This window comes from Candidatus Polarisedimenticolaceae bacterium (assembly GCA_036376135.1).
Lineage (GTDB): Bacteria > Acidobacteriota > Polarisedimenticolia > Polarisedimenticolales > DASRJG01 > DASVAW01.
In genome coordinates this window covers 15,871-31,960 of record DASVAW010000120.1, presented here as the reverse complement: position 1 = coordinate 31,960, position 16,090 = coordinate 15,871, and the positions used below count along the sequence as shown (strand labels likewise).

The 16,090-nt window shown below is 69.7% G+C and carries 16 protein-coding genes; 11 read left to right on the top strand and 5 right to left on the bottom strand.

What is annotated here, in order from left to right:
* On the bottom strand, positions 1-981 hold a 981-nt coding region (locus VF139_12375), incomplete at its 3' end, for an amidophosphoribosyltransferase (GenBank protein HEX6852188.1).
* Between the two features lie 81 nt (positions 982-1,062).
* Between VF139_12375 and VF139_12370 the strand changes: the two genes are divergently transcribed.
* Positions 1,063-1,602 (top strand): Hsp20/alpha crystallin family protein, encoded by a 540-nt coding sequence (locus VF139_12370; GenBank protein HEX6852187.1) that lies wholly within the window; start codon positions 1,063-1,065, stop codon positions 1,600-1,602.
* On the opposite strand, the gene VF139_12365 is transcribed toward VF139_12370, so the two are convergent.
* Complete coding sequence (locus VF139_12365; protein HEX6852186.1) at positions 1,589-2,314, bottom strand: alpha/beta fold hydrolase; 726 nt, start codon at positions 2,312-2,314, stop codon at positions 1,589-1,591. The two genes, VF139_12370 and VF139_12365, sit on opposite strands and share 14 nt — an antisense overlap.
* Positions 2,315-2,380: 66 nt before the next feature.
* On the opposite strand from VF139_12365, the gene VF139_12360 reads away from it, so the two are divergent.
* From VF139_12360 to VF139_12325, 8 genes are all read left to right on the top strand, one after another.
* Complete coding sequence (locus VF139_12360; protein HEX6852185.1) at positions 2,381-3,022, top strand: sigma-70 family RNA polymerase sigma factor; 642 nt, start codon at positions 2,381-2,383, stop codon at positions 3,020-3,022.
* On the top strand, positions 3,019-3,249 hold the full coding sequence (locus VF139_12355) for a zf-HC2 domain-containing protein (GenBank protein ID HEX6852184.1): 231 nt from the start codon (positions 3,019-3,021) through the stop codon (positions 3,247-3,249). The genes VF139_12360 and VF139_12355 overlap by 4 nt, the downstream gene beginning before the upstream one ends.
* Positions 3,250-3,290: 41 nt before the next feature.
* Positions 3,291-4,415: an aminofutalosine synthase MqnE gene (mqnE, locus tag VF139_12350; GenBank protein HEX6852183.1), complete on the top strand. Its 1,125-nt coding sequence runs from the start codon at positions 3,291-3,293 to the stop codon at positions 4,413-4,415.
* Positions 4,416-4,419: 4 nt separating this feature from the next.
* The gene (locus tag VF139_12345; protein ID HEX6852182.1) at positions 4,420-5,253 is read left to right on the top strand and encodes a menaquinone biosynthesis protein; all 834 of its coding nucleotides are present in this window, start codon (positions 4,420-4,422) and stop codon (positions 5,251-5,253) included.
* A gap of 2 nt (positions 5,254-5,255) precedes the next feature.
* Entirely contained in the window at positions 5,256-6,386 is a 1,131-nt protein-coding gene (gene mqnC / locus VF139_12340) for a cyclic dehypoxanthinyl futalosine synthase (GenBank protein ID HEX6852181.1), read from the top strand.
* Complete coding sequence (locus VF139_12335) at positions 6,383-6,919, top strand: sigma-70 family RNA polymerase sigma factor (GenBank protein HEX6852180.1); 537 nt, start codon at positions 6,383-6,385, stop codon at positions 6,917-6,919. The genes mqnC and VF139_12335 overlap by 4 nt, the downstream gene beginning before the upstream one ends.
* A 71-nt stretch (positions 6,920-6,990) precedes the next feature.
* Positions 6,991-7,518, top strand: coding sequence for a ferritin-like domain-containing protein (locus VF139_12330; GenBank protein HEX6852179.1), 528 nt, complete (start codon positions 6,991-6,993; stop codon positions 7,516-7,518).
* A 37-nt stretch (positions 7,519-7,555) separates the two neighbouring features.
* The gene (locus tag VF139_12325) at positions 7,556-8,035 is read left to right on the top strand and encodes a hypothetical protein (GenBank protein HEX6852178.1); all 480 of its coding nucleotides are present in this window, start codon (positions 7,556-7,558) and stop codon (positions 8,033-8,035) included.
* 33 nt (positions 8,036-8,068) lie between these two features.
* On the opposite strand, the gene VF139_12320 is transcribed toward VF139_12325, so the two are convergent.
* From VF139_12320 to VF139_12310, 3 genes are read right to left on the bottom strand one after another with little or no spacing between them, the layout of a single operon-like run.
* A complete protein-coding gene (locus VF139_12320) occupies positions 8,069-9,760 on the bottom strand; it encodes a galactose oxidase-like domain-containing protein (protein ID HEX6852177.1) in 1,692 nt (563 codons plus the stop codon).
* Positions 9,757-12,480 carry an ELWxxDGT repeat protein gene (locus VF139_12315; GenBank protein HEX6852176.1) on the bottom strand — a complete coding sequence of 908 codons (2,724 nt, stop codon included), beginning with the start codon at positions 12,478-12,480 and terminating at the stop codon, positions 9,757-9,759. Before VF139_12315 ends, VF139_12320 begins: the two co-directional genes overlap by 4 nt.
* Positions 12,477-13,580, bottom strand: coding sequence for a cytochrome c peroxidase (locus VF139_12310; protein ID HEX6852175.1), 1,104 nt, complete (start codon positions 13,578-13,580; stop codon positions 12,477-12,479). The genes VF139_12315 and VF139_12310 overlap by 4 nt, the downstream gene beginning before the upstream one ends.
* Before the next feature lie 205 nt (positions 13,581-13,785).
* On the opposite strand from VF139_12310, the gene VF139_12305 reads away from it, so the two are divergent.
* Positions 13,786-13,995 (top strand): cation transporter, encoded by a 210-nt coding sequence (locus VF139_12305; GenBank protein ID HEX6852174.1) that lies wholly within the window; start codon positions 13,786-13,788, stop codon positions 13,993-13,995.
* Between the two features lies 1 nt (position 13,996).
* The gene (locus tag VF139_12300; GenBank protein HEX6852173.1) at positions 13,997-16,090 is read left to right on the top strand and encodes a cation-translocating P-type ATPase; all 2,094 of its coding nucleotides are present in this window, start codon (positions 13,997-13,999) and stop codon (positions 16,088-16,090) included.

Sequence of the window (16,090 nt, the reverse complement as noted above, 5' to 3'; positions counted from 1 at the left end):
GTACCGGTTCTTGACCAGCGCCTCGCGGAAGGGGATGTCGAGCGCGTGGGCCATCGCGAGGGCCGCGGTGCGCGCGGAGTCGGGGACCGGGATCACGACGTCGGCGGTGTGCCCCGCCGCGCGGAAGGTCTTGGCGAGTTTTTCTCCCATGCGCATCCGCGCGGCGTAGACCGACACCCCTTCGAGGTACGAGTCGGGGCGCGCGAAGTAGACGTACTCGAAGACGCACGGGTGGTGATGCGCCTCGGCGACCTGGCGGCGGGAGATCTTCCGGTCGAGGTCGACGAAGACCGCCTCTCCCGGAGGACCCGGCGGGAGCAGCTCGTAGTCGAGGGCGGAGAGGACGACGCTCTCCGAGGAGAAGGCGACGAACGGCGGCTCGCCGGGACCGGCGGGGTGAAGCCCCATCGCGATCGGCTTGATGCCGAACGGGTCGCGGAAGGCGAACATCCCGTGCCCCGCCACGAAGCCGACGACGCTGTAGGCGCCGCGCACGGTGCGGTAGACCTCCCGGACGGCGGCGAAATACGCGTCGAGGTCGAATCCGTCCTTCGCCTCCTTCGCGAGCGCCCCGGCGAAGACGTTGAGGATCACCTCGACGTCGCAGCCGGAGTACAGGATGCGCAGGTTGTGCTCGGCGAGGTCCCCCTTGAGGTCCTCGTAGTTGGCGACGTTCCCGTTGTGGGCCATCGCGATCCCGAACGGGAAGTTCACCGTGAAGGGCTGCGCGTCCTCCCCGCCTCCCGACCCCACGGTCGGGTAACGGACGTGGCCGATGGCGATCGACCCCTTCAGCCGCTCGAAGTTCGCGGCGCTGAAGATGTCCCGGACGAGGCCGTCCCCTTTCTTCACGTGGAAGCGGCTGCCGTCGTAGGTGACGATCCCGGCCGCGTCCTGCCCGCGGTGCTGGATCGAGATGAGTCCGTCGTACACGTGCCGGGCCGCCCCGGGCTCACCGATGATGCCGAGGAATCCACACATGTCCGAGAGGGTAGCAGGCTTGACACCCCCCGCGAGGAGTTCTATCCCGATAGACGGTTTCCAGAAAGGAGGGATCCCGAGATGTGGACCAGGCGCAGCGTCTTCGACGAGATGTCGAATCTCTTTCGGGATTTCGACACGCTCTTCACCCGCGTCGGCGAGGGCAGCCGCATGTTGCCCGCGTTCGGCGTACGCCGGCGGGAGCTGCCGGCGGGGACGGGCGAAACCGACAAGCCGACGGAATGGATGAGCACGCTCTTCCCGACCGTCGAGTGCTTCACCCGCGACAACATGCTGGTCTTCCGGGCGGAGATGCCCGGCGTCGACCCCAACGAGGTCGAGCTCTCCGTGCAGGGGGACCGCCTGACGATCAAGGGGGAGAAGAGGACCGAGCACAAGGTCGAGGAGGCCGACTACTTCTTCCAGGAGGTCGACTACGGGAGATTCGAGCGCTCGTTCGCCCTTCCGGAGGGCACCCCGACCGACAAGGTGAAGGCGACCTTCAGGCACGGCGTGCTCGAGGTCACCGTGCCCGCGGCGAACCTGCCGACCGCGAAGAAGGTGCCGATCGAGATCGGCCCGGGAACCGGGCCGGAGAAAAAGCCGGTCAAGGCAGCGTGAGGAACTCCCGGAGGGCGGCTACGAAGGCCCCCGGGCTGGACTGCATCAGGTACTCGGCGTGGAGGCCGCGCTCGATCTCGAGGAAGGTCGCGCGGGGGATCGCCGCCGCGAAGGCCTCGGCGTGACGCCTCGAGACGAGCCAGTCGTCCGCGCCGTGTACGACGAGCGTGGGGACGGTGATGCGTGAGAGGTCGCGGGCCGAAAGGCCGCGCTCGCGCATCCTGGGGAGACGCTCGACCCGGGGGAGCCGGCGCCGGCGCCGGATCATCAGCGGCAGGTGACGCCAGAGGGCCCGGTTGAGGGGCATCCGGTCGTACAGTCGGAAGTCGAACGGCGCACCGACGAGGACGACACGGTCGAGCGGCGCACCGGAGAGGGCCGCCTTCGCCGTGTGGTAGCCGCCGAAGGAGAACCCGACGGCGGCGACCGGCCGAGCCGGGGCGCCGAGGTAACGGGCGGCGGCCTCGACCTGCATCCACTCGTCGCGCCCCCAGGTGAATCGGCCCGGGCTGTCGCCGTGCCCGCGAACGTCGATCGAAAGGACGTCGCGGGTCCCCTCGAGCGCGCCGGCCAGAGCCTCGAGCTCGGGCATCCCCCGGTAGCCGACGATCCCGTGGGTCAGGACGACCGCCGCCCGGCAACCGGTCTCCCGAAGCGTCCCCACGACGGGGGTCCCGGAGGCGTCGGCAAACTGGACCGGATCGCGACGCATGCCGCGGCATCGTAGCCCGGAGGGGAAACCCCGGCCCATCCGAGGGGCATGGTAGGCTCCGTCGCGATGATCGAACCCGTGCCCCCGGTCGAGGCCGGAGCCCCGGACGACGAGCGCGACCTGCTCGATCGGCTGCGCTCCGGCGACGACGGCGCCTTCGAACAACTCGTCCGCACCACCACCCCCCGACTGCTCGCCGTCGCACGCCGGATCACCGGCAACGACGAGGACGCCCGCGACGCCGTGCAGGAAGGGTTCATATCGGCCTTCCGCGCCCTCGGGAAGTTCGAGGGACACTCGCGTCTTTCCACCTGGCTCCACCGGATCGTCGTCAACGCCTCGCTCATGCGCCTTCGCGCGAAGCGCCTGAAGCCCGAGGAGTCGATCGAGGATCTGCTCCCCGTCTACGACGCCAAGGGCTACCACGTCGACGAACCCTCGGCGTGGGACGCGATCCGGCTCGAGGACGTCGAAGGGAACGGGGACGCGCCGCCCAGCCGGACCACGAAACTGGTCCGGGAGGCGCTCGATCGGCTCCCCGAGACGTACCGCACGGTGCTCCTGCTCCGGGACATCGAAGGACTCGACACCCAGGAGACCGCCGAGGCGCTCGGCGTCACCGCCAATGCCGTGAAGATCCGGCTGCACCGGGCGCGCCAGGCGTTCAAGACCCTGGTCGAGCGCGAGTTCGGAGGACCCAGGTCGTGAACTGCCGGGAGATGACCGACTTCCTCGCTTCCTATCTCTCGGGTGAGATGCCCCCCGACGAGCGCGCCCGTTTCGAAGAGCATCTGCGCTTCTGCCCGCCCTGCGTCCAGTACCTCGACGGGTACAAGAAGACGATCGAGCTCGGGAAGAAGTGCTGTCAGCACGAGCGGGCCGCCGTTCCGGAGGGGCTCATTCAGGCCATCCTGAACTCGCGTCGACGGGAGTAAATCGCTAGAATCCCGACCGTTTTCCGGACAGGGAGAGCCCCATGCGTCCTGCGGTCGAGAAACTCGTCGAAGCGGCCGGCTTTTCCGACATCCTGGCGAAGGTCGCGGCCGGCGAGCGCCTGAGCTTCGACGACGGCGTCCGGATGTTCCGCTCCCGGGAACTGCTCGCGGTCGGCGCGATGGCCAACCTGGTGCGCGAGCGGAAGAACGCCAACGCCGCGTACTTCGTCCGGAACATGCACCTCAACCCCACCAACGTCTGCACGGTCGACTGCAAGTTCTGCGGGTTCTACCGGCCGTACAAGACGAAGGAGGAGGGGTGGACCTGGAGCCTCGAGAAGTGCCTCGGGGAGGTCCGGCAGTATTCCTCCGCGATCACCGAGGTCCACATCGTCGGCGGGCACAACCCGGACTACCCGTACGCGTTCTACCTCGACCTCGTTCGCGGCATCCACGAGGTACGCCCCGACATCCACGTGAAGGCGTTCACCGCGGCCGAATACGACTTCTTCGCCAAGCGCTTCAAGATCGACCTCGACCGCGTCTTCGAGGATTTCAAGGCCGCGGGGGTGAATTCGCTCCCGGGAGGCGGCGCCGAGGTCCTCGTCGAGCGGGTGCGGCGCGAGCTCTACCCCAAGAAGATCTCCGCCGAGCGCTGGCTCGAAGTCTCCAAGACCGCGCACCGCCACGGCTTCCGCTCGAACGCCACCCTGCTGTACGGCCACGTCGAGACCCTCGAGGAGCGCGTCGAGCACCTGTGCCGCCTCCGCGCCGCGCAGGACGAGACGGGCGGGTTCATGTGCTTCATCCCGCTCGCCTTCCACCCCGAGAACACGCAGCTGGCGCATCTTCCCGGCCCGACCGGATTCGACGACCTGATGACGATCGCGGTCTCGCGCCTGATGCTCGACAACTTCGACCACATCAAGGCCTACTGGATCATGATCTCGCCGCGCATCGCGCAGGTCGGGCTCAACATGGGCGCGGACGACATCGACGGCACCGTCGTCGAGGAGAAGATCGTCCACATGGCCGGCGCGAAGACCCCGGTGGGGCTCACCGTCCCCGACCTCTGCCGGCTCGTGCGCGACGCCGGCCGCGATCCGATCCAGCGCGACTCCGTCTACAACATCGTGCAGCGGTTCGACGAGCCGGCCGTGGCCTGACCCGATGGGAGCGAAGGTCCGCATCGGCGCCGTCTCCTACCTGAACACGAGGCCGCTCGTCTTCGGCTTCGACCAGGGAGTCGCCTCCGATCGCGTCGACCTCTCCTACGACGTGCCTTCGGTCCTCGCCGACCGGATGGCCGCGGGCGAACTCGACGTCGCGCTCCTCCCGTCGATCGAGGTCGCGCGGATCGGGAACCTCGCGATCGTCCCGGGGCTCGCGATCACCGCCGACGGCCCGGTGAAGTCGGTCCTGCTCGTCTCGAACAAGCCGATCGAGAAGATCCGCTCCGTCGCGCTCGACCCCGAGTCGCGCACGTCCAACGCGCTGACGCGGATCCTCTTCGCGACGCACTGGAACGTCCGGCCGTCGTTCGCGGCGGGCCCGCGCGACCTCGACCTCGCGTTGTCCGAGTTCGACGCGACGGTGCGGATCGGCGACAAGGCGCTGTTCGACCCCGTGCCCCCGGGGTGCGCCGCGCACGACCTCGGCGCCGCCTGGAAGGAGATGACGGGCCTCCCGTTCGTCTACGCCGTCTGGGCCGCGAAGCCCGGCGTCGTGGACCGGCCGCTCTACCGCGCCTTCCACCTGTCGAGGCGGCTCGCCGGCCAGGTTCTCGAGACGATCGGCGCCGACTACACCTGGCGCGGCGCGCAGCACCCGTCGATCGCGATCCCGTACCTCACCGACAACATGCGCTACCGGCTCGGGAGCCAGGAGGCGAAGGCCCTTCGCCTGTTCTGGCGCCTGGCGGCGGGGCTCGGGATCCTCGACCACGCGCCGGAGCCGGTGATCGCCTTCTATTCCGACAACGTCAACGCCTGCGTCAGGAGATGAAGATGGACCCGGAGATCCGCCCCGAGCTCGACGCGATCCAGGGGGTCGTCCTCCGCGGCGAGCGGATCACGCGCGACCAGGCGCTGAAGCTGATCGAGCACGAGGGGATGATCGAGCTCGGGGCGATGGCCGACCTCGTCCGCCGCCGCAAGCACCCGGACAAGGTCGTCACGTACATCATCGACCGCAACGTGAACTACACGAACGTCTGCAACGCGTTCTGCTCCTTCTGCGCGTTCTACCGGCCGCCGCATCACGAGGAGGGGTACGTCCTCGACGCCTCCGTCATCGAGGAGAAGATCCGCGAGACCTACGCGCTCGGCGGGAACCAGATCCTCCTGCAGGGGGGACACAACCCCGAGCTGAAGATCGAGTGGTACGAGGAGCTCTTCCGCCGGCTGAAGACGACCTTTCCCGACCTGTGGCTGCACGCCCTCTCGGCCCCCGAGATCGTCCACATCAAGAAGGTGTCGCGCATTCCGCTCGAGGAAACTCTGAAGCGCCTGTACGACGCCGGCCTCGACTCGATCCCCGGCGGCGGCGCGGAGATCCTCGTCGACCCCGTCCGCAAGGGGCTCATGAAGAACAAGGCCTCGGGCGCCGAGTGGATCGAGGTCCACGAGGTCGCCCACAGGATCGGGATCCGGTCGACGGCGACGATGATGTTCGGTCACGTCGAGACGCGCGCGGACCGGATCGACCACCTCGCGATGCTCCGCGACCTGCAGGACCGCACCGGCGGGTTCACGGCGTTCATCGGCTGGACCTTCCAGCCCGGGAACACCGAGCTCGGCGGGACCGAGGCGACGACGGCGGAGTACCTGCGCACGATGGCGACCGCGCGGATCTTCCTCGACAACTTCGAGAACATCCAGGCGTCGTGGGTCACGCAGGGGCCCAAGGTCGGCGCGGCCTCCCTCGCCTTCGGCGTGAACGACATGGGCTCCACGATGATCGAGGAGAACGTCGTCTCGTCGGCGGGAACGACCCACCACATGGACGAGCCGGAGATCGCCGCGGCGGTCCGCGACGCGGGGTTCCTCCCGGTGCGCCGCGACATGCTCTACCGGCGCCTGGGCGGGCCGATCCACGGGCGGTCGGCGACGGGCGGGCTGGTCCAGATCCGGGCATGAACGAGCCGGCGGTCCGCGCGCTCGTCGAGAACCACGAACGGTTCCTGGGTTTCCTCGCCTCGCGCGTCGGCTCGCGCGACGTCGCCGAGGAGATTCTCCAGGCCGCCTTCGTGAAGGCGGTCGAGAGGTCCGCCGACCTCCGTGACGACGAGAGCGCGGTCGCCTGGTTCTACCGCCTCCTCCGGAATGCGGTGGTCGACCATTGGCGGGCGAAGGCCGTGGAGAAGAAGGCCCGGGAGACCCTCGAGCGGGAGTTCGACGAGGTCTTCGAGGACGAGGCGAAGGGTGAGATCTGCCGCTGCATCGACGACCTGATCCCGACCCTCAAGGAGGTCGACGCCGACCTGATCCGCCGCGTCGAGCTGGGAGGCGAGCGGATCGTGGACGTCGCCCCCGTCATGGGGCTCACCGCCAACGCCGCGACCGTGCGCGTCCACCGCGCCCGCAAGGCCCTGAAGGAGAAGCTCGAAGTCTCCTGCGGGACCTGCACGGAGCACGGCTGCCTGAACTGCACCTGCAAGAGCGGCGCGTAGCGCCGGGGTGGGCATTCACCCCATGGCCGGAAGACGCCCCGTCCCCGCAATTGTGCTGACGGAGGCCGAACATGCAATTGCAGACTCTCGAACAGCTGTACGTGGAAGAACTCCGGGACCTTTGGAGCGCCGAGTCCCAGATCGCCAAGGCGTTGCCGAAGATGATCAAGGCCGCGACCCATCCGAAGCTCAAGAAGGCGTTCGTCCAGCACGAGCGGCAGTCGAAGGAACACGTGAAGCGCCTCGCGCGCATCTTCAAGGACCTCGGGAAAAGCCCGAAGGGCAAGACCTGCGTCGGCATGGTGGGGCTCCTGAAAGAGGGCGCGGAGCTCATCAAGGAGAAGCCGGATCCGAACGTCCTCGACGCCGGGCTGATCTGCTCCGCCCAGCACGTCGAGCACTACGAGATGGCGGGGTACGGCACGTGCCGCACCTGGGCGCGTCTTCTCCAGCATGAAGACCACGCGGAGATCCTCCAACAGACCCTGAACGAAGAAGGCGACACCGACAAGTTTCTCACCGCCCTCGCGGAAGCCTCGATCAACATCGAAGCCGAGAATCGCGAGAGGCGTCCATGGTCCCGCGCAGCGGGCGCCTGAGCCCGGGGTGTCCGGGGCCGCTCGCTCGAGGCGCCGCGTGGCCCTGATCTTCCTGCTCGCGGGGATCGCTGCGGCGATCGCCACCGTCATCGCCCTGAACCTCACCAGCGGCGAAAAGAAGATCGTGGAGCGGATCGAGCCGCGTTATTCGGTCTCGGACCCCCAGTTCCTCCGATCGATGGGAAGCCTTCTGGGCCCGGCGGTCCGGGGTGGGAACCGCGTCACGGCGCTCGAGAACGGCGACGAGATCTTCCCGTCGATGCTCGAAGCGATCCGCTCGGCCCAGCGGACGATCACGTTCGAGACCTACATCTACGGGTCGGGATCGATCGGGAAGGAGTTCGCCGACGCCCTCTCGGAGCGCGCGGAAGAACGTGAGGATCGCCGCCTCCTACTTTGTCCCGGACGACCTTTCGGTCGAGACCCTCGTGGCGGCGCGCGAGCGCGGCGTGGTGGGAAAAGGTCTTGGAGCACGCAGCAGGGCTGCTGCGATCCCAACTCTGAGCCGATTCTGTAAGGTCCCGGCCCGGTCGTGCAGCCGCCGCCACGCTCACATCAACTGGACGAACCACGCCTCCGACGGAACGCCCGATGCGTTCAGCAGGAAGAGCATGTAGTACCCGGGAGGCGCGACGTTCCGGTTCGTGGGCGCCACCACGGAGAGGTTTCCCCCGACGGGGCCGAAGCTCAGCGGAACGAAGTGATGGTCCTGGTCGAATCCGTGCGTCGTCGCGGCGGGGCGCATGAACACCACCGAGGTGATCGAAGCCGGGGACGGCGTCGCGACGCCGAACGGCTGCCCGTAGTTCACGCTCGCCGGGGCGTTGGTGATCACGGGGCGCGGGCCGCGGAACAGGTAGCCGGGGGAGTAGAACTCGGCGGTGTAGTTGTAGTTGCTCCCGGTCGCGATCACCCGGCCGTCCGGAAGCAGAGCCGCCGTCGAGTGGTAGAGCCGGTGCGAGTGCATCGACGCCATCATCGACCAACTCTCGGTCACGGGGTCGAACAGCTCCGAGGGGTACACCGCGACGGTCTCGTCGTAGCCGCCGCCGACGACCAGGAGCTTGCCGTCGGGGAGCATCACGGCGTTGTGGTTCATCCGCGGGAACTTCATCGGTGTGATGTAGCGCCAGCTCGGGGCCGGCGCGGCCAGATCGATGATCTCGGCGGTGGCCGTCGGATTCGGATGGGACTGGTAGCCGCCGAGCGTGAGGATCCTCCTCGAGTTCGGGAGCGGAACCGACTGCCCCGCCGTGCGGAACCCGTAGTTCGTCTTCGCGATGAACGTCCAGACCCCGGTCGTCGGATCGTAGGTGTGGGTGTAGGTGTTCGGACCGGCCTGGAAGATCTTGCCGTCCTCCTGAAGGAGCATGTGCGTGTACTCGCCGACCTCGGGGTAGGCCTGCCCCAGGTACTGCACTTGCTCGGGGCTCGGGGAATACGACTCGATGTCGTCGTTGGTGATCCCGTCGGCGATCCCGCCGAAGATCAGGGTGCGTCCGTCTCCCAACTCGACCTGGGTCGGGTAGTAGCGGCCGCGTGCCATGTCGGGGCCGCGTACCCACCCCGGGTCGGCCGGATCGAAGGTCCAGATCGTGGGCATTCCCCACGCATTGGGAGCCGCGAGGTCTCCCCCGGTAGCGAGCAATCTCCCGTCGGCGAGGAAGGAGCCACCCGAGCAGAAGATGTTCGTCGTCGTCTCGTAAGCGGTCTGGGTGCCGGCGACCGGATCCCAGACGAAGGTCTCGCTCGGCGCGGGTTGCCCCTCGTAGGTCATGATCTGGTAACGCTTCGGATCGCCCGGATAACGCATGAGCGCGAGATTGACGGAGTTGCAGGGCCAGTTCTGCAGGCCGCTCCACCTCCCGGCGACCGCGAGCCCGGGCCAGGGGTAGGTGTTGACGCGAGGGGCCCCGGCTGCGTCGGTGCCCAGCGTCCCTTCCCCGTCCGTATTCGCCGCGGTGACCAGGTAGAAAAAGCCGGCGCCGGGAGAAGGATCGACGCTATCGGTGAGGCTCGTTCCGATCATCCCCCCCTCGAGCGTGGTGCCGAGGAAGGTCGAGGTGAGGTCCCGCAAGTACCCGCGGTACACGTTGTAGGAGGTCGCGTCTCCCGTCGCGGCCCACGAGACGACGTCTCCCTCCACGCGCACCGCGGCCACTTCCCCGGGGACGGCCGCGCCGGCCCCCCGCACGATCAACGCGCCCGCGAGCGCGACGAGGAGGAATCGGCGCGGCCTCACGGCAGCACCGGCATTGCCTTGGGCGTAACCCAGAGCTCCCGCCCGCAGGCGCCGTCGTCCGCGGAGAAGTAGACGCGGGTCCCCGCGCGCACGAACCCTCGCGGGCTCGAGGACGCCTCCCCGGGCGCGAGATCACCGATCGGGCGCGTCCCCCTCGGGGTGCCGTCGCTGATCCACGGCTCCTGCCCGTGCCGTCCGTCGGAGGCGGCGAACGCGAGCAGACCCCCCACGTCGGCGAGTGCCGTCGGGTACGAGCCCGACTCCCCTGGATGGATGTCCTGGACCATTCCCGTACCCTCCTCGCTGCCGTCGCTCTTCCACAACTCGAGGCCGTGCACCCCGTCGTCCGCGCGAAAGAACAGCGTTTCCCCCACGGCGACGATCTCCGAGATCGCGCCGCCTCCGGTCGGATGTCGAGGACCGCGGCGCGATCGCTCGCTCACGACCTTGACCCGGAACGTCCCCTCGGCGGTCCCGTCGCTGCGCCACAACTCGCCGAGCGCCTCCCCCCCCGAGGCGGTGAAGAAGGCCAGGGCACCCAGCGAGGAGAGTCCCGAGAACGGGAAGGAATCTCTCCCCGGCTCGAGGTCCACGACGAGGGACGGCCCCGCCGATCCCGGTTCGTAACGCCAGAGCTCCACGCCGTGGACCCCATCGTCCCCGAGGAAGAACAAGGCTCCTGCCGCGGGCGTCAGGGCGCGGGCTTCGAAGTCGGCGACGAGCGCCGTCCCCTCCGCGCTCCCGTCGCTTCGCCAGAGCCGGTATCCGCGAACGCCGTTGTTCGCGACGAAGTAGACGTTCTCCCCCAACGCGACGATCTCTCTCGGACGTGTGGAACCCGGACCGGGGGCCAGATCGGCCACGGGGCGCGTCCCGGAGCCGCTCCCGTCCGACCGCCAGAGCTCGAGGCCCTGCGCGGGGTCGGAGGCGAAGAAGTAGAGGACGTCGCCGACGACGGCGAGCGCCTCGGGAGAGGAGGACGCGGCGCCGGGGTCGATGTCCCGGACGCACCACGTCCCTCCAGCGGAACCGTCGCTTCGCCAGAGCTCCCGCCCCGATCCGCGCGCCGTCGCGGCACCCACGGCGAACCCTCGGAACGGCAAGAAGGCGAGAGGATCGGAAGAACCGGCCCCCGGTTCGAGATCCGCCACGAGCTCCGGGCTCGTCCCCGCGGGCGGGACTCGCCACAACTCGACGCCGCGGGTCCCGTCGTCCGCGGCGAACAGGAGCGCGCCGCGCACGTCGATCGCGCCCGTCGGCGTCGCGGAGAGTGTTCCTGCAACGAGGTCACGGAGCCGGCTCGCCGTGCCTGCGGCGAGATCGACCGCCCAAGGCTCGCACCCGTGGGCGTCGTCGCACGCGGCGACGAGCGCCGTCCCGTGCCACGCTCCCATGGCGAACGGTTGCGAGGCGGGCCAGCCGGACCCGGGTCCAGGGTCGGCATCGACGACCGCGCGGGTGCCCGCCTCCGTCCCGTCGGAGACCCACAACTCGGCGCCCCGCATCCCGTCGTCTGCGACGAACCACAACAAGCCGTCCTTCGCCCACGGCCGCGGGTACTCCTGCCCGGAGAACGCCGGCGCAGCGCCGGGCGCCACGTCCTTCACGAGGCGCGTTCCTTCGGGGGTACCGTCGCTCGACCACAACTCCTCGCCGTGGGAGCCGTCGTCGACCGTGAAGAACAACCGCGCGCCGCCGGCGCAGAGCCGGTGGAGCGGGCGGCGGACCGGGCCCGCCTCCGAGAAATCACGGATCGAGACCGTCCCCGACGCGGTGCCGTCGCTCCGCCACAGGGCGGAGGGACCGACCCCCGCGGAGAAGTAGACGACTCCCCCTACCGCGGTCAGCCCATAGGGGTGGGAGCCCGTCGGCCCCGGGACGAGGTCGAGCACGAGCGTGGTGCCTTCCCGCGTTCCGTCGGTTCGCCACAACTCGCGCCCGTGCACTCCGTCGTCGGCGGTGAAGTAGACGAATCCCGCCGAAGCGACCAAGGTGTCGGGCATCGACGGCCGCACGCCGGGGGCGATGTCGGCGACGAGGGCCGCCGCGGCACCCCGCCGCTCGGTCTTCCACAACTCGTACCCGGAGCGTCCGTCGTCGGCGACGAAGTAGAGCGTCTCGCGGTCCGCGAAGAGACGGATCGGCGACGACGACGCCGGCCCCGCGGCGAGGTCGGCCACGAGGGTCGTCCCCTCCCGCGTGCCATCGCATCGCCAAAGCTCGCGCCCCGACTCGTGGTCGGTCGCGGCGAAGTAGACGGCCCCGCCCGCGACGACGAGCGACGCGGGCGACGACCCGTCCCGTCCCTCCTCGATGTCCCGCACGAGCTCCGTCCCTTCGGAGGAGCCGTCGCTGCGCCAGAGCTCTGCTCCGCGCCCCGGATCGATCGCGCGGAAGTACACGACTCCGTCGAGGGAGACCAGCTCCTTGGGATCCGACGAGCTCTCTCCCGGCCAGAGGTCGCGCACGGGCGCCGTCCCCGGCCCCGTCCCGTCCGATCGCCATAGCTCGAACCCCGACGCGGGGGTCCATGCGCGGAATAACAGTCCGTTCCGGTAGGGGACGAAGGGGCCGGGGTTGGAGCCCCGACGTTCCGCGGCACGGTTGAGGTCGGCGACGAGGCCGGCGAGCGGCCCTTCCTGGACGGGGCGCGGCGGGCGATCCGCATCCGCGGCGACGAACGCGGCGAGCAGCGTGGCGGCGAGGGGCCTGAGGATCACAACGTCTCGAGGAACGCAAGCAGGTCGGCCTTCTCCTCCTCCGTGATCCGGATGTCGGGCAGAAACTCGACGTAGTGATCGACGACCTGCTCGAGAGTCTCCGCCGAATTGTCGTGAAAGTACGGCGCGGTGTTCTTGATCCCGCGCAGCTGCGGGATCTCGAAAGCGTTGACCGTCTCCACGATCCCGGTGGTCGCCGCGATCCCGGGGTCCGGAGTCGCGACGACGACGGTCGTGCCGTCTCGCCGCCGGAACTGCAGGCGGTGGACCCGCAGACCGAGGCGGTTTGCTTCGCTCACCGAGACGGAGACGATCAGGGGGTCGTGGGAGACCGTCGGCCGGTGCTTCACTTCCCCGTCATGGCAGCGCGCGCAATCCCGGTCGAACACCCCGCGACCCCGAACTGCGGCGGGGCTCGACAGGCGCAAGGTGTACCCCGCCTCGCGCGGGAGCGCGGGGTCGAAATCACGGATCGTGCGGATCGAGGCGGGCTCGAAGATCTGCCGCTGGAACTCCGCGAGCGATGCGATCTCTTCCTTCGTCGGCTCGCGTGTGGGGTCCATGTGGTCGTGGATCGCGGAGGTCGCCTGCTGCTCGAGCGTCGGGATACGACCGTCGTGCTGGTAGGGGGCGGTGAAGCGGACGTTGGTGATCGAAGGCACCCCGCGCCAAACGTCGATCGTGCGTCGCGAAGGATCGTCGAGGTCCGTCACGCTCGGGTGCAGGCGCAGGCCGACACGGATCAGCGCGTGATCGAGGAGATTCCGGTAGCTCCGTCCGTCGCCGTCGTCGCTGTCCTTCGGACGGAACAGCGGGCTCCCCGGGTCATGGGCGAATCGGGCACGGACGGTCGACGGCGCGAGGGCGAACTCCGACCTCGGCTCGTGACACGTCGCGCAGGTGCGTCCGTTCCCCCCGAAGGTCTCGGCGTGGAACGTGCGTCGACCCAGTTCGAACGACGGTAGGTCGGGAAGCGACGGCGCGGACCCCGCCCTCGAAGACGTCGACCGGTCTCCCTCCAGGACTGGCGCCGCAGAAATCGCCGTCGTAAGGGCCACGACCGCGGCGCGATGGAACCACGCGCACGCTCCCCACCGCATGACCTGTTCATACGGAAGGTCCGTCGGGAAGTCCACTGCTATTCCCCGGCGCGACCGCGCGGTCACCCCGTCCGGGTGGCTCCGAACGACGAGCTCGAGGTCCCATGCGGGGTCGGCTCGGCGTCCGGGTGCCCGAGCCGCACCTGCAGGTGGGGATGAAAGGTCGGTCCCCTCCCCCCGTCAGCACGGGTGAAGGAGGCCGCCGATGAAACACTTCGCCCTGTCCACCCCGACCGTTTCCTGCAACCACTGCCGCATCGCGATCCAGAAGGCCCTCGCCCCCCTGGCGCAGAACGTCCGCGTGGACCTCGTGAAGAAGGAGGTCCACCTCGACGCGGACCCGGACAAGCTCCTGCCGATCCTCGATGCCCTCGAGGACGAGGGGTACCCCGCGACCGTCCTGCAGGAGGCGTGAGATGAAGACCGAGACCTTCCCGGTCGAGGGGATGACCTGCGCCTCGTGCGTCGCCCGCGTCGAGCGCGCGCTGAAGAACACTCCGGGGGTGACCTCGGCGTCGGTGAACCTCGCCCTCGCCGAGGCGACGGTGACCTACGAGAACTCGACCCCCGAGACCCTCGCGAAGGCCGTCGCCGATCGCGGGTACACCCTGCGGATCGACGGGAAAGAGGTCGACCGCACGACGGAGATTCGCGCGTGGCGGAATCGGACGATCGCGGCCTGGATCCTGACCCTGCCGCTCCTCGCGCTGATGGTCCCCGGGGTCTCCCTTCACCTCGACTGGAAGGTCCAGGCGGTCCTCGCGGGGCTGACGGTCTTCGGCGCGGGGGCGGGGTTCTTCGTCCGCGCGGCTCGCCTGGCCCGCCGCTTCGAAGCCGGGATGGACACCCTCGTCGCCCTCGGCGCGGGGGTCGCCTACCTGTTCGGCGTCCTCGACGGCCTGAGCGGCAAGCACCACCTCACCTTCGAGACAGGCGCCGCGCTCGTCGCGTTCCTGCTCCTCGGGAAGTGGCTCGAGGCGAAGGCCCGCCACCGCGCGACCGCCAGCCTCGAGGCCCTTGTCAAGCTCGCCCCCGCGACGACGCGCCGCGTCCTCGCCGACGGCTCGGATGAGGAGGTCCCCGTGGCGGCCCTCGCCGTCGGCGACGTCGTCCGCGTCCCCCACGCCACGGCGATCCCGGTCGACGGGATCGTGCGGGCCGGGCACGCCGAGGTCGACGAGGCCGTGATCACCGGCGAGCCCCTCCCCGACGCCCGCGGCCCCGGCGACGCCGTCGTCGCCGGCGCGCTCGTGTACGGCGGCGCGCTCGACATCGAGGTGAAGGCCGCCGGCCGCGACACCTGGCTCGCGAAGCTCGCCAACCAGGTCGCCGAGGCCCAGGCCTCCAAGGCCCCGGTCCAGGCCCTCGCCGACAAGGTCTCGGCGATCTTCGTGCCGATCGTGATCGTCCTCGGGATCGTCACCTTCCTCGGGTGGTGGGCGTACACGGGCTCGATCGCGGAGGCCTGGCGCCCGGCGGTGACCCTCCTAGTGATCGCCTGCCCCTGCGCCTTGGGCCTCGCGACGCCGATCGCGCTGACGACCGCCCTCGGCTCCGCGGCGAAACGCGGCCTTCTGGTGCGGGACGCCGCCGCCTTCGAACGCCTCGCGGAGCTCACCGACCTCGCCTTCGACAAGACGGGAACCCTCACGCAGGGGCGCCCGGCCCTCGTCGATCTGCGAACCGCCGACGGCGTCGACCCGAACGCAGCCCTCGCCGCGGCCGCCTCCCTCGAGCGCGGCTCCGAGCACCCGATCGCCGTCGGGATCCGCAATGCGGCCGAGGGGCTCGTCCTTCCCGAGGTCGCCGACTTCCGCGCGCACACCGGCGGCGGGGTCGAGGGGACGATCGACGGCCTCGCCCATCGCCTCGGAAGCCCCGCGTTCCTCGGCCTCGACGCGCCGAGCGTGCCCGATGGGAAGACGGCCGTCGGTCTCGCCGGCCCCGACGGGCTCGTCGCGTGGTTCGTGCTGGCGGATACCCCGCGCCCCGAGGCATTCGGGGTCGTCGAGGGGTTGAAGGGGGACGGGCTGCGCCTGCATCTGCTGAGCGGCGACCGCCCCGAGGCGGCGCGCGCCGTAGGCGCCAAGTTCGGGATCGAGGAGGCGATCGGCGGGCTGCGGCCGGACCAGAAGGCCGAGCGCGTCCGCGCGCTGCGGGCCGAGGGGCGGATCGTGGGATTCGTCGGCGACGGAGTGAACGACGCCGCCGCGCTCGCCGACGCGGACGCCGGGATCTCGATGGAGGGGCTCGAGGCGGCCCGCGTCGCGGCGCCGCTGAACCTCCTGCGGCCGGGGCTCTCCCCGCTCGTGGGGGCGATCGACCTCGCGAGGCGGACGCGTCGGGTGATCCGGCAGAACCTCGCGTGGGCGTTCGGCTACAACCTCGTCCTCGTTCCGCTCGCCGCGTTCGGGCAGCTCGAGGCGTTCGGCGGGCCGATGCTCGCGGGGGCGGCGATGGGATTGAGCTCGGTGACGGTGGTGGTCAATGCGTTGAGGCTGCGCAGGTAG

Coding starts and splice junctions, on each gene's coding strand:
- VF139_12370 (HEX6852187.1), top strand. CDS start 1,063: ATGTGGACCAGGCGCAGCGTCTTCGACGAGATGTCGAATCTCTTTCGG.
- VF139_12365 (HEX6852186.1), bottom strand. CDS start 2,314: ATGCGTCGCGATCCGGTCCAGTTTGCCGACGCCTCCGGGACCCCCGTC.
- VF139_12360 (HEX6852185.1), top strand. CDS start 2,381: ATGATCGAACCCGTGCCCCCGGTCGAGGCCGGAGCCCCGGACGACGAG.
- mqnE (HEX6852183.1), top strand. CDS start 3,291: ATGCGTCCTGCGGTCGAGAAACTCGTCGAAGCGGCCGGCTTTTCCGAC.
- VF139_12345 (HEX6852182.1), top strand. CDS start 4,420: ATGGGAGCGAAGGTCCGCATCGGCGCCGTCTCCTACCTGAACACGAGG.
- mqnC (HEX6852181.1), top strand. CDS start 5,256: ATGGACCCGGAGATCCGCCCCGAGCTCGACGCGATCCAGGGGGTCGTC.
- VF139_12335 (HEX6852180.1), top strand. CDS start 6,383: ATGAACGAGCCGGCGGTCCGCGCGCTCGTCGAGAACCACGAACGGTTC.
- VF139_12330 (HEX6852179.1), top strand. CDS start 6,991: ATGCAATTGCAGACTCTCGAACAGCTGTACGTGGAAGAACTCCGGGAC.
- VF139_12310 (HEX6852175.1), bottom strand. CDS start 13,580: ATGCGGTGGGGAGCGTGCGCGTGGTTCCATCGCGCCGCGGTCGTGGCC.
- VF139_12305 (HEX6852174.1), top strand. CDS start 13,786: ATGAAACACTTCGCCCTGTCCACCCCGACCGTTTCCTGCAACCACTGC.
- VF139_12300 (HEX6852173.1), top strand. CDS start 13,997: ATGAAGACCGAGACCTTCCCGGTCGAGGGGATGACCTGCGCCTCGTGC.